Source organism: Gordonia sp. HS-NH1 (assembly GCF_001418765.1).
In the GTDB taxonomy this organism is placed as follows: domain Bacteria; phylum Actinomycetota; class Actinomycetes; order Mycobacteriales; family Mycobacteriaceae; genus Gordonia.
Map to the genome: position 1 here is coordinate 1 of NZ_LIYC01000019.1, position 12,480 is coordinate 12,480.

At 65.4% G+C, this 12,480-nt stretch carries 10 protein-coding genes; 8 read left to right on the forward strand and 2 right to left on the reverse strand.

Annotation, left to right across the window (positions count from 1 at the left end):
* Nucleotides 1-671 precede the first annotated feature (671 nt).
* Entirely contained in the window at nt 672-2,342 is a 1,671-nt protein-coding gene (locus AMD30_RS14140) for an HNH endonuclease signature motif containing protein (RefSeq protein WP_055476054.1), read from the forward strand.
* Nucleotides 2,343-2,381: 39 nt separating this feature from the next.
* Here the strand turns inward: AMD30_RS14140 and tgt are convergent, their stop codons facing one another.
* Nucleotides 2,382-3,656: a tRNA guanosine(34) transglycosylase Tgt gene (tgt, locus tag AMD30_RS14145; protein WP_010844702.1), complete on the reverse strand. Its 1,275-nt coding sequence runs from the start codon at nt 3,654-3,656 to the stop codon at nt 2,382-2,384.
* Between the two features lie 91 nt (nt 3,657-3,747).
* Here tgt and AMD30_RS14150 point away from each other — a divergent pair, with 91 nt between their 5' ends.
* From AMD30_RS14150 to AMD30_RS14160, 3 genes are all read left to right on the forward strand, one after another.
* On the forward strand, nt 3,748-4,254 hold the full coding sequence (locus AMD30_RS14150; RefSeq protein ID WP_197282786.1) for a hypothetical protein: 507 nt from the start codon (nt 3,748-3,750) through the stop codon (nt 4,252-4,254).
* A 79-nt stretch (nt 4,255-4,333) separates the two neighbouring features.
* Complete coding sequence (locus tag AMD30_RS14155; RefSeq protein ID WP_055476055.1) at nt 4,334-5,098, forward strand: MerR family transcriptional regulator; 765 nt, start codon at nt 4,334-4,336, stop codon at nt 5,096-5,098.
* 45 nt (nt 5,099-5,143) lie between these two features.
* On the forward strand, nt 5,144-6,568 hold the full coding sequence (locus tag AMD30_RS14160) for a glutamate decarboxylase (RefSeq protein ID WP_055476056.1): 1,425 nt from the start codon (nt 5,144-5,146) through the stop codon (nt 6,566-6,568).
* A gap of 1 nt (nt 6,569) precedes the next feature.
* Here the strand turns inward: AMD30_RS14160 and AMD30_RS14165 are convergent, their stop codons facing one another.
* Nucleotides 6,570-7,715, reverse strand: coding sequence for a UDP-N-acetylmuramoyl-tripeptide--D-alanyl-D-alanine ligase (locus tag AMD30_RS14165; protein ID WP_231632724.1), 1,146 nt, complete (start codon nt 7,713-7,715; stop codon nt 6,570-6,572).
* A gap of 117 nt (nt 7,716-7,832) precedes the next feature.
* Here AMD30_RS14165 and AMD30_RS25275 point away from each other — a divergent pair, with 117 nt between their 5' ends.
* The 4 genes from AMD30_RS25275 to AMD30_RS14185 are packed head-to-tail and all read left to right on the forward strand — an operon-like array spanning nt 7,833 to nt 12,476.
* Nucleotides 7,833-8,588 (forward strand): alpha/beta fold hydrolase, encoded by a 756-nt coding sequence (locus AMD30_RS25275; RefSeq protein ID WP_055476057.1) that lies wholly within the window; start codon nt 7,833-7,835, stop codon nt 8,586-8,588.
* A complete protein-coding gene (locus tag AMD30_RS14175; RefSeq protein WP_055476058.1) occupies nt 8,588-10,096 on the forward strand; it encodes a Mur ligase family protein in 1,509 nt (502 codons plus the stop codon). The genes AMD30_RS25275 and AMD30_RS14175 overlap by 1 nt, the downstream gene beginning before the upstream one ends.
* A gap of 42 nt (nt 10,097-10,138) precedes the next feature.
* Nucleotides 10,139-11,263, forward strand: a complete 1,125-nt coding sequence (locus tag AMD30_RS14180; RefSeq protein ID WP_055476059.1) for a D-alanine--D-alanine ligase family protein — start codon at nt 10,139-10,141, stop codon at nt 11,261-11,263.
* Between the two features lie 28 nt (nt 11,264-11,291).
* The gene (locus AMD30_RS14185) at nt 11,292-12,476 is read left to right on the forward strand and encodes a hypothetical protein (RefSeq protein WP_156354259.1); all 1,185 of its coding nucleotides are present in this window, start codon (nt 11,292-11,294) and stop codon (nt 12,474-12,476) included.
* Nucleotides 12,477-12,480: the final 4 nt, after the last annotated feature.

Below are 12,480 nucleotides of genomic sequence, written 5' to 3' on the forward strand. Positions count from 1 at the left end.
CCACTACTTGGGACTTGACCGTATCAGCGTGCCCACCTACACAGGGGCCCATGACGGCGGAGACGACATCTAAATGAGAGCCGGAATCGAACTCTCCCAGCAATACGGCACCGACCTGACCCAAGCCGACGTCAACAATAAGATCACCCGAGTGATCGACCGCACATCGAACGAGCACAACTAAACGGCGACAGCACAGGCCAGGCCCGGCACCGATGACTCCCGGCATCCAGCGCACGCCGAGGACCCACTGGCTTCCCCTGTGGATGATGGCCTTCGCAATTGGAATCCCTCTCGGGATCATTAACTTTGAGATCAATGAGGCTGTCCGGGACAAGTGTGCAGACGGTAACTCCAGTGGTTTCGCGTACGGCGCCGACTTCATCCTCCATTCGAGCTTTCGATCGTGATCTCCTGCACCATTCCCGGGATTGCCGCAGTGGCTTATCTCTCGCGGCGCATCAACCTGTGGGTCGCCCTGCTGATCGCAACAAATTGCGGTGTAGGGATGCTGTGGTTCGGAGTAGACAGCATGGAGAGCACGCTATGGCCAACCGGGCTACCCTCAGGATGGCCAACCTGGTTGGCCTAAATCCACGCCCGATGGGCCCCGGGCGAGATTCGGGGTAGAAACCGCTTGACTCGAACGTATATTCGAGTAAAGTGGATTTATGTCATCGGGGGCGGGGGCGGAATCCACCACATCGGTGGATGCATCACGCGATTCCGTCGAACCGCGCCTGCGCGCCGACAATGAGCTTTCTGCCGCCGAACTCGTCGAGGTTCTGAATCACTGTGCGGGACTGGCTGCGTCGGCGGCGCATCGGATGATGACCGTGGCCAGCCTCATTCACGACGAACGTGCGATGGACTACGCCCAGCGGCGCGCCGAGGTGCACAGCGGTGAACTCGACTCCCTCGAAGCGTTCGACGCGTTGTCGGCGCAGGTGGCCGCCGGTGAGGACCCCTACGAACAGTTCGGGCCGGACGGGCTCGAGCAGGCCATCGCCGAAGTCGGCGCCACCCTCGCAGTGACCCCGGCCGAGGCGAAAGACCTCATCATGGCCGGTGACGCCCTGCGCTACCGACTGTCCTTCACCGGACATGCCTTGGCCTGCGGACGAATCGACAAGCGCCGCTTCCTCATCGCACTCAAACGCACCGACCTGATCACCGACGCCGACGAGATGCAAACAGTGGACGCCCACCTCGCCGAGGCGATCTTCGCCCGCGCACCCATGTCCACAGCACGCTTCACCGCCATGGTCGACGCCATCGTCGCCGCGTGGGCACCTGATGCGCTCCGGCGACGCAAAGAGCGGGTGAACGCCGACCGCAACGTGTCGATCACCCCGGATCGGTTCACCCCCGGCCAATCCCGGATCTCGGGTACCTTGCCCGACGCCGACGCCGCCGAATTCAACGCCCGCCTCTCAGCGATGGCCGCAGCGGTGCACCCCGGGGACCCGCGCACCCTGCCCATGCGACGCGCCGACGCCCTCAAAGCACTCGCCCGCGGCGAAGTCGCCCTGACATGCCGCTGCGCCGACTGCGACGCTGCCGCAGCCGAACCCGACACCACTGCGGGACAGGAGCTCGACGAAACCAGGGGCGACACCGACACTCTCGCCGACGCACCAGCCGTCGACGCGATCGTCGCCGAGCCGCACGAGCCGGCCGCTTCGTCGTCCCCGCCGCACGCTCCGCGCGCGACCTTCCACATCGTGGTGAACCTGTCGACGCTGATCGGCCTCGACGACGACCCCGCGTTCCTCGACCGGCACGGCATCATCGACGCCGACACCGCCCGCCGGCTGCTCGCCGAAGCCCGACGCACCTACATCCAGCCCACCCCCGCCGACCCCGACGCGCCACCGGGACCCGCCGCAAACAGTTCAGTGACCCGGTACACCCCGTCGAGAAAGCTCCAGGCTTTGGTGCGGGCGGGCGAGTTGTGCTGCACCTTCCCGGGCTGCAATGCGCCGGTGTGGCAGATCGACCTCGACCACACCGATCCGTTCGACCACACCGACCCACGTCGCGGTGGCCGCACCGAAGCGCGCAACCTCAAACCGCTGTGCCGGTTTCACCACCGGATCAAGACCTTCACCAGCTGGCAGGACCACCAGGACGAGTTCCTGACGGCCTGGTTCACCACACCCACCGGCCACATGTTCGTCGGCAACGCCTACAACGGACGCGACCTGTTCAACCGGCTCGCTCCCGGCCGGCCTCCCGACCACCCGGCACGCGACACACTGAACCAGTTGCGCACCAACGACTTCCGACGCCAACAGCGCGCCGAGAAGCGCTGGAACGACGCCAACCCGCCACCCTTCTAGACACCGCCGGTCACGACAACACCGACGCGGTGGGCGAGGTCATGAATTCCGGGAAGCTCCGTAGTAGCGGCGCAGGAACTCGTCGCGGTACTCGGTGTAGGTGCCGTTCTCGATGGCTTCGCGGGCACGGTCGACGAGGGTGACGATGAAGGACACGTTGTGCAATGTCGCCAGGGTTGCGCCCAACCCCTCCTTGGCCTTGAACAGATGGTGCAGGTAGGCCCGGCTGTATTGCGACGTGTAGTTCTCGATCTCGGGGTCGAGCGGCCGGAAGTCGCTGCGGTACTTGGCATTGGTGACGTTGTATCGACCGTCGAGTGAATAGATCGCACCGTTGCGGGCGACCCGGGTCGGCGACACGCAGTCGAAGGTGTCCACGCCGTTCTCGATGGCGGTGAAGATGTCGTCGGGTTCACTGATCCCGAGCAGGTGTTTCGGCGAGTCCTCGGGGAGCTCGTCGTTCACCCAGCCGACGATCGTACCGAGGTTGTCCTTCTCGAGCGCCCCGCCGATGCCGTAGCCACCGAAACCCTTTCCGCCGACCGCGCGGTCCGCCTCGCTCAACGCGACGAGATCGCGGGCCGCCTTGCGACGAAGGTCCTCGTACTGGGCGCCCTGGATGACACCCCACAGCGACTGCTGGGGACGATGAGCGCGCTCGACACTCAACCGGTTGTGTTCGTCGAGGCACCGGATCGCCCACAGGCGGGTCCGCTCCAGCGAATTGACCTGGTACTCGCGGGTGTTCATCAGCGTGGTCAGCTCGTCGAAGGCGAAGATGATGTCTGCCCCGAGCTGGTGCTGGATCTGCATCGACACCTCCGGCGTGAACCGGTGGGCCGACCCGTCGAGGTGCGACTTGAAGGTCACCCCGTCGTCGTCGACCCGCGAGAGCCGTTCCTTGCCGTTGGCGGTGAGGTCGTCGTCGGGGGTGCCGGTGGCCTCCATCGAGATGACCTTCTTGAACCCCGCACCCAGCGACATGACCTGGAAGCCGCCGCTGTCGGTGTAGGTGGGACCCCGCCAGTTCATGAACGCCCCGAGCCCGCCGGCAGCGTCGATGATCTCGGGACCCGGCTGCAGATACAGGTGGTAGGCATTGGCAAGCACCGCCTGGGCGCCGAGGGCGGAGACAGATTCCGGCAGGACCGTCTTGACCGTCGCCTTGGTACCGACGGGAACGAACGCGGGGGTGCGGATCGGTCCGTGCGGTGTGGTGATCGTCCCCGTGCGCCCGCGGGTGCCGGCCAGGGTGGTGCCGACGACGTAGGTCGGGTCGGCGATATCGGTTCCGGTACTGCTCACGTCCAGCATCTTCGCAGGTCGAGGGGGCCCACCCCAAACCGGCGCGAGACACCGGCGACCCGTTCGGCCGGTGACATCCCATTCGCTACGGTGGTGAACCATGTCGCGCAGAACTCGTCCCACCGGTGCCACCACGAGCCACTCTCGCCGATCGATCAGGGTTGCCGCGGCGACCGTCGGACTCGCCGCGGCGATGTCGACGCTCCTCGCATGCGGCGCGGAACAGGACATGACCACCGCGTCGTCGACAACTCAGGCCGGCGCCGCGGAGTCGGGACCACAGTCCGCAGAACAACCCGCCACCTCGCCTCCGGTGGTCCCCGGTCGCAAACCCGTGTCGTCGACGCCGACCTCCAGCGCGACGCAGTCCGACGACTCCGACACCACCTGCGGCACCATCCCCGGCCCCGACGGCGCGCTGCGCGTGCTGATCCTCGCCGGCGACGTCGCCTGCGACTCGGCGACGAGCATCGCCGCCCAGTACGGCCCGAAGATCGCGAGCGGCCAGCAGCAGTCGGTGGCCGGATGGACCTGCGCACCATCCCAGCTCGAAGGCGTCCTCGCCGCCTGCCAGAAGGGCACCGCGGTCATCGGTTTCGCACCCTGATCCTCGCAATGGGCTTGACCCTCACGTGACGTCAGGCAGCAGGGTTGTCGGTGTGAGCGAGGAAAAGCACACTTCGAAGATGGATGCCCGGGAGCTGACCGTGGGTGTCGTCGCCGGCATGGTCGGCGTCAGCATCCGCACGCTGCACCACTACGACCAGATCGGTCTGGTGGTGCCATCCGGCCGGACCCCGGCCGGATACCGGGTGTACGACGACACCGACGTCGAACGACTCCACCAGGTACTCACCTATCGAGAGCTGGGCTTTTCCCTCGAGCAGATCGCGACCCTGCTCGACGACCCCGATGCGGACCCGCTGAGTCATCTGCAGACCCAGCGTGCGCTCCTCACCGACCGGATCGACCGCTTGCTCCGGATGGTCGCAGCACTGGAGGAGATGATGAACGCCAAGAACGAGGGCATCTCGCTGTCGGCGAGCGAACAGGCCGAGATCTTCGGGGACGACTGGCTCGGGGACGAGTACGCCGCCGAAGCCGAGGAGCGCTGGGGGAACACCGAGGCGTGGACGCAGAGCCAGAAGCGGTCCGCCCAGTACTCCAAGGACGATTGGCAGCGGATCAAGGACGAGACCGACGATCTCGAGCGCCGTCTCGCCGAGGCGATGCGTCGTGGGGTGACACCCGGCACCGCCGAGGCGAATTCACTCGCCGAGGAGCACCGTGCACAGATCGGCCGCTTCTACGACTGCGACCACGACATGCAGGTCTGCCTGGCCGACATGTACGTCGCCGATCCGCGCTTCACCGAACACTACGACGCCCAGGCTCCGGGCCTGGCTGTGTATCTGCGGGAGGTGATCCGCGCAAACGCGGGCCAAGCGTGAAGATCGCCGCCCGCCGGGCGTCGTGGTCGATTAAGTTACCTGTTCATGACCACTGACGAGGGCGTCCACAACCAATCCGGCGGAGCACGCGCGACGACCAACATCGGCGATGCGATGTCGTTGCGGACCGTCTTCACCCGGACGGGCGAGGCCACCGAGCTCCCCAAGTTCTCCCTCAGTGACTCGATGTTGTTGCCGGAGACGGCATATCAGATCGTCCACGACGAGGCGATGCTCGACGGCAATGCGCGACTGAACCTCGCGACCTTCGTCTCGACGTGGATGGACGGCGAAGCGCAGAAGCTGTACGCCGAGACCGTCGACAAGAACATGATCGACAAGGACGAGTATCCGCAGACCGCCGCGATCGAGGACCGCTGCTGGCGCATCCTCGCCGACCTGTGGCACAACCCCGACGTCGAGAATGCCATCGGCACCTCGACGATCGGGTCGTCGGAGGCGTGCATGCTCGGCGGACTCGCCCTCAAGCGGCACTGGCAGACGCGGCGCCGCGCCGAGGGCAAGTCGACCGAGAAGCCCAACATCGTGCTGTCGACGGCGGTGCAGGTCTGCTGGGAGAAGTTCTGCAACTACTTCGAGGTCGAGCCGAAGTGGGTGCCGATCAGTCCCGACCACCTCGTCCTCGACGGTCACGAACTCGAGAAGTACGTGGACGAGAACACCATCGGGGTCGTCGCCATCATGGGGCAGACCTACACTGGCATGTACGAGCCGGTGACCGCGATCGCGGCCAAGCTCGACGAGATCCAGGCCGACACCGGCCTCGACGTCAAGATCCACATCGACGGTGCGTCAGGTGCGATGATCGCCCCCTTCTGCCAGCCCGACCTCGAATGGGACTTCCGCGTCGACCGTGTCGTCTCGATCAACACCTCCGGCCACAAGTATGGTCTCGTGTACCCGGGCGTCGGGTGGATCGTGTGGCGCGACACCGAAGCACTACCGGAGAGCATGGTGTTCCACTGCTCCTACCTCGGCGGTGACATGCCGACGCTGGCGCTCAACTTCTCCCGACCCGGCGCCCAGGTCCTGCTGCAGTACTACATGTTCCTGCGGCTGGGCCGGGACGGCTTCACCCAGGTCCAGCAGGGCTCCCTCGATGTGGCGCAATGGCTTTCCTCGCAGATCGCCCAGATCGACGGGCTCGAGTTGGTCAGCAAGGGCGACACCATCCCGGTCTTCGCATGGAAACTGAAGGCCGGGCACACCGAGAACTGGAATCTCTACGACCTGTCCGACCGGCTGCGCATGAAGGGCTGGCTGGTTCCCGCCTACCCGATGGCCGACGACCTCGCCGACCTGACCGTGCAACGAATCGTCGTGCGCGCCGGGCTCAGTCACGATCTCGCGCGTGCACTCATCGCCGACATCGAGACCGAGGTGAAGTTCCTCGACCGCCTCGAGAGCCCGATGCCGCGCGAGGGCGACGGGTCACACTTCCACCACTGAGCTAGTCCAGCAGTGCCTGCGCCACGCGCTCGAGCGCGGCGACCCGACTGCCCTTGACCAGCACCGCGGCGCCCTCCTCGAGGGTGCCGAGTTCGGCCGCCACGCCGTCGACGTCGGAGACGTGCCGGGCGGAGTCGCCGTAACCGGCCTCGGCGACCGCGATGACCTCGATCCCGAGGTCACGGGCCTCGAGCGCGATCGCGTGATGCTGGGCGGGTGAGTCGGCGCCGAGTTCGGCCATGGTGCCGAGGACTGCCACCCGTCGCGTCGCGGGCAGGGCGGCCAGCGATCGTAGTGCCGCCGACATCGACGTCGGGTTCGCGTTGTAGGCGTCGTTCAGCACCACCACGCCACGCGACGAGGTCGTCAGTTCCATTCGCAGGCCGGACAACTGCGCACCGAGCAGGCCGGTCGCGATGTCCTCGACAGCGACCCCCAGACCGCCGCCGGCAGCCGCGGCGGCCAGCGCGTTGGGGACCTGATGTTCGCCGCGTGCGCCCAACCGGACATCGGTCGATCCCCACGGGGTGTGCAACCGGAACGACGCGCGTAGTTCGTCGTCCATCACGATGTCGGAGGCGTACACATCGGCGTCCGGTGAGAGTCCGTAACGCAGGACGCGAGCCGAGGTGCGGTCCGCCATCGCCGCGACGTACCGGTGGTCGGCGTTGAGCACCGCGATCCCGTCGGCCGGTAGCGACTCGACCAGTTCACCTTTCGCGCGCGCAACGGACTCGATGTCGCCGAACAGCTCCAGGTGGACGCCCTCGACGCGGGTGATCACGCCGACCGTCGGATGCGCGATGGAACACAGCAGGTCGATGTGCCCGATTCCGCGTGCGCCCATCTCGAGGACCACCGCCTCCACATCGTCGGCGGCCGCGGCGAGGGTGATCGGGAGTCCGAGCTCGTTGTTGAACGACTTCTCGCTGGCTGCGGTCCGGTAGGTGGTGCCGAGAACTCCGGCGAGCAGATCCTTGGTCGAGGTCTTGCCGACCGAGCCGGTGATGCCCACCACGCGATCGGGGATCCGGGTGCGGACGGCCCGCCCGAGGTCGGCGAGCGCGAGTGCGGTGTCGGCGACGCGGATGGCGGTTCCGCCGACCGGATCGTGCCGAGCCCTGGCGACGAGCCTGCGCGAGGTCATCGTCGCGAGCAGCGACGCGCGGCGGGGCTGTCACCGGGTGATTGCAGACCGTCAGTGCCCATCACGACGGGCACACCTCGGGTCGTCTCACCAGCCCTCGGTGTTACCCTATGCATCGTGCTCACGACCCTCCTCGATGGCGAACTCCTGGCTGAACGCCACGGTGACCCATCATTCTCTGTGGTTGCATTACACGGTTGGGGCCGAACGAGAGCAGACTGGAACCCGGTACTCAACGGACTCGACGCGATTGCCATCGATCTGCCTGGGCACGGCGCGACACCGGCTCCAATCACCGCGTGGGGCAGCCCGGAGTACGCCGAACACATCCTGGCGGCGCTCGCTCGAGAGCTCGACGACGAGGACCGCAAGCTCGTCCTGCTCGCCCACTCATTCGGTGGTCGTGTCGGCATTCACATGGCCGCCCGCAGGCCCGACCTGTTTTCCCGGCTCGTCTTCACCGGGGTTCCCTTCATTCGACCAACCGGTTCGGGAAAGTCGCCAGCGCCGTTCCGCATCGCAAAACGACTCCATCGCCTCGGACTGCTGCCCGATTCGCTCATGAACGAATACCGCCAGCGATACGGCTCCGCCGACTACCGGGAGGCCCACGGAATCATGCGTGAGATCTTCGTCAAGGTCGTCAACGAGAACTACGATGCTGAGATCGCGGCCGTCGCAGACGCGCGGATCCCAATGGACCTTGTGTGGGGATCGGAAGATACCGCGGCACCTTTGTCGGTCAACGCCGTCGTAGCCGATCAGGTGCCGAGCGCGCAGCTTGAAGTGATCAACGGCTCCGGCCATCTGCTCGATAACCCCATGCGCGGCGCACTCATCACCGCGGTGAAGAAAGGCGTAGCGGACTCCTGATGGCGACGATCATCACCATGGGCCTGTGGGTTCTGGTTGCTGCCGCGCTCGCCACCTGCAGTTACCGGTGGCTTCGGGTGGCCCAGAGGGAGCACTACGCGACAGGTCGCATGTCGGCGATTATGCTGATCTGGTTTCGCGCCCGGCCGCTCAACGTTGCCCTCGGGATCGCTGCGCTGACCCTCCTGATCGCCGGCCTATTCGCGTGGCCCGCGACGATCGCCGGATTGGTCGTCGCTGTCGCATTCCCTTGGAATCTCGCGATACACCCCAAGGAAAACCGTCTTGTCGTCACCGGCCGAGTGAAACGACTTGTTGTGGTTGCGACCGTACTGCTCGTCGTCGCGTGTGCGTTGTGCTTCAAGCCGGTCGTCGCGGCCATCCTCGTGCCGTTCACCTTCCTGATCATCGACCTCGCCCTGCTCATCACCGGTCCGATCGAACGCGCGGCGGCCAACAAGTACGTGGTGCAGGCTAAGCGGAAACTCGACGACATTGGCGCCGAGGTTGTAGCCATCACCGGCTCGTACGGAAAGACATCCACCAAGAACTACGCCGCACAGATTATCTCCACCACGCGGCCTACCGTCGCGAGTCCCGCTAGCTTCAACAATCTTCTCGGGCTCTCATCGACGGTGAACAATCACCTTCATCGCGGTACCGAGGTGTTCGTCGCCGAGATGGGCACCTACGGACCGGGCGAGATTCGGCGTCTGTGCGAAATATTCCGCCCGCGAATCGCGGCGATCATCACTATCGGCGACGCGCACCTCGAGCGGATGAAGAACCGGGATACCATCGTGCGCGCCAAGAGCGAGATCGTCGAGAACGTCGAGACCGCGGTTCTCAACATCGACGTTCCAGAGCTGGCCGATCTCGCGCAGGTCAGCACAGCGCGGGTCATCGGGGTCAGCGTCGAATCTCCCGAAGCCGAAGTCTACGTCGACGAACGTAACGGCCGGTGGATCGTGCATCATCGGTCCGCCGAGATCGCATCGGTAGAGGCGCCCCCGGCGGGACATCCGATCAACCTCGCGGTCGCCGTCGGCCTTGCCCTTGCTGCCGGGGTGCCCGCCGAACGAATTGGCCCGACCCTGACCCACCTACCCAAGGCGCCGCATCGGGCCGAGGCTATCACCGACGCCACCGGGCGAGTCGTGATCGACGACACATATAACGCGAACCCGGTCGGGGCGGCTGCGGCGCTGCGATCAGCGTCCACCCTCGCGGCCGGCAATCAAGTGTGGACGATTTCACCCGGCATGATCGAGTTAGGCCCCGACCAGCGGGTTCGGAATGAAGAGTTCGCGCGAGCGGCCACGGCGACCGACAATGACCACCTTGTCGTGGTCGGATACACCAACCGTGCCGCGCTGCGGGCCGGCGCCGATCCCGGACGCGTCGAGTTCGTAGAGTCTCGGCGTGCCGCCACCTCGTTCGTGACCAAACGTGCACAGCCCGGCGATGTCATTCTCTACGAAAACGACTTGCCCAGTCACTACCCGTAGGGTGAGCAGCGTTCCAGATGACTGAGTAGAAGGACCTCCTTGGTGACCAATCACGTTTCCATTGTCTTCGGCGGGCCCTCGCCCGAACACGAGATCAGCATCCTCACAGGCCTGCAATGTGAGCGGGTTCTCCGCGGCGCAGGTGCTGAGCAGATCAACCCGATCTACGTCGACCAGGGCGGACGGTGGCACCTCGTGCCGGCAAACACTGAGGCTCGCGATTTCACCGCGGGCGCGCCGGCGGGGAGTCGTGAGCTGGCTGTACAACTCTCACCCGAGCCGGGCGTCTGGACCAAAAAGGGGCTACGCTCCCAGCGGGTCGACCTCGGTGTCGTGATGAATGCCACGCACGGCAGTCTCGGCGAAGGGGGCGGGTTCGCGTCGATCTTCGAACTGATGGGGGTGCCTGCGACCGGAGGTTCGGCGTGGGCGGGTGCGTTGTCGATGGACAAGTACGCGTTCGGGACCGCGCTGCGCGCGGCCGGGATTCCGACTTTGCCAAGGGAACTGCTCACCGAGACGTCGACCCACGCCATCGAGGGCCCGCTAATCGTGAAGCCGCGTTTCGGTGGATCGTCGATCGGTATCGAGGTCGCCGACGACATCGAAACAGCCAGGACGCTGCTTCGGAGCAGTATCCATTTGCGCAACGGTGCAGTGGTGGAGCCCTATCGCAGCGACCTGCGTGACTACAACGTCTCCTTCCGCACCTACCCGGCGTTCGAGTTGTCGGAGATCGAGCGGCCACTGCGGCCCGAGGTCGGTTCCACCATCTACTCCTACGAGGAGAAGTACCTAAACGAATCCGGTTTGCAGGGAGCACCCCGGGAAATGCCCGCGGTGATCTCCCAGAAGACCCGCGATGCGATTCACTCGTATGCACGCGAGGTCGCCGATGTCACCGGCATCACCGGGATCGTCCGCGTGGACTTTCTCTCCAACGACGACGAGGTCTTCGTCAACGAGGCAAACACCATCCCCGGCGCGATGGCGCTTTACCTGTGGACCAAAGTGCCAGTCGACCGGCTCTTGCTCGACGCGATTGAGGAGGTGCGCAAGAACCCGCCTCGGTCCTCTGCGACGACCACCCACAACCGGAGTTCGGCGCTGCAAGCCGCAGGCGGGATCGCGGGCAAGCTGGCCGGACTGAACGTTGAACGGCACTAGCGTGGGCAACCGCGGGACGCATCTGCCCATGGGCAGGATTCGCCGGTATTTCCTGCATCTGACAAGGCAGCGCGCCCGTATCGCGTTGCTGGTCGCCGGATCGGCGATTGCCCTCTACGCGGTGCTGACCGTCGCTCAGTGGCCCGCCAACGCCAACGTTCGCGACCCGATCCAGCAGATCCTACTGATCCTGGCCGGCACCGCGGCCAGCGCCGTGTTCCTGCCCGAGCTGAGCTCGGACCTGTGGAACCTCAAGGCCGTCGACATTCGTCGGCTTATTCCGACCGAGAAACGTGCTGCGCTGGCACGGTCACTGATCGAGGCGGAATCCGCTGGCGACCAATCCGAGTGGAATAAGCTGATCTATGAGCAGGCCCTGGTACCCCTGATCGCCGCCAGCCATGAACCCGCTCAGATGATCCGCAACATGAGCTACTCGGTCCAGGCTCATCTCAACGAAGAGTTTGACCAGTTCGCTGAATCGACGACCACGGTGCAGTATCACGCGGTCCAGACGCTCTCCCGCAGCGAGCGGGTCCTACCCCCGATCGGTGAGGACCAGGACTACTGGATCAGCGCGGCTCGCACGGTGTCCGCGCTGCACCAAGAGTTCCGGAACCCGAACTGTATTGCTCGGGAGGTGGTGACTCTCTTCGACAGTGACGGCCACGAGTTGAGTGCTCAGCTCTGGCGGGAGGCCGTGGTGCGGCTGTGCACCGTCGGGGTCAACGTCAACGGCGAAACCCAGCGAATCATGCGGGAGGTGCGCAGCCCCCGCCGTGACGAGCCATCCGGCACCGCAGATTCGACACCCGATTCGCGCGCGGGTTCGGCCACGCTGCCGGTCGTCGAGGCTGGCGAGGACTACAATGAGGACATCTTGCGATGGCGCTTCCGGCCCGCCGAGGAGGACCTGCGCGAACGCGTTCCAGTGCAGATCGCTTTCGACTTCCCCGTGGTACGCGAGGATCGGTTCCTCGTCTACTTCAACTACTACTGCGCCGGGGCCACGTCGGTGTCGATGAAAGTCTTCAACTTGAGTCCCACGGCCGAGCTACGTTGCGACGCCTTCTTCGGACGGGCCAAACGTGCCGAGGCACGCAACGAGGAAGAGTATGTGCAAGGACTGCTGGCCAGTCAGCGATCGATCTCCACCGGTCGAGATTCTCTCCTGTGGCCCGGAAGTGGCGCCCTGTTTAGCTGGCACGGGTAGCGCC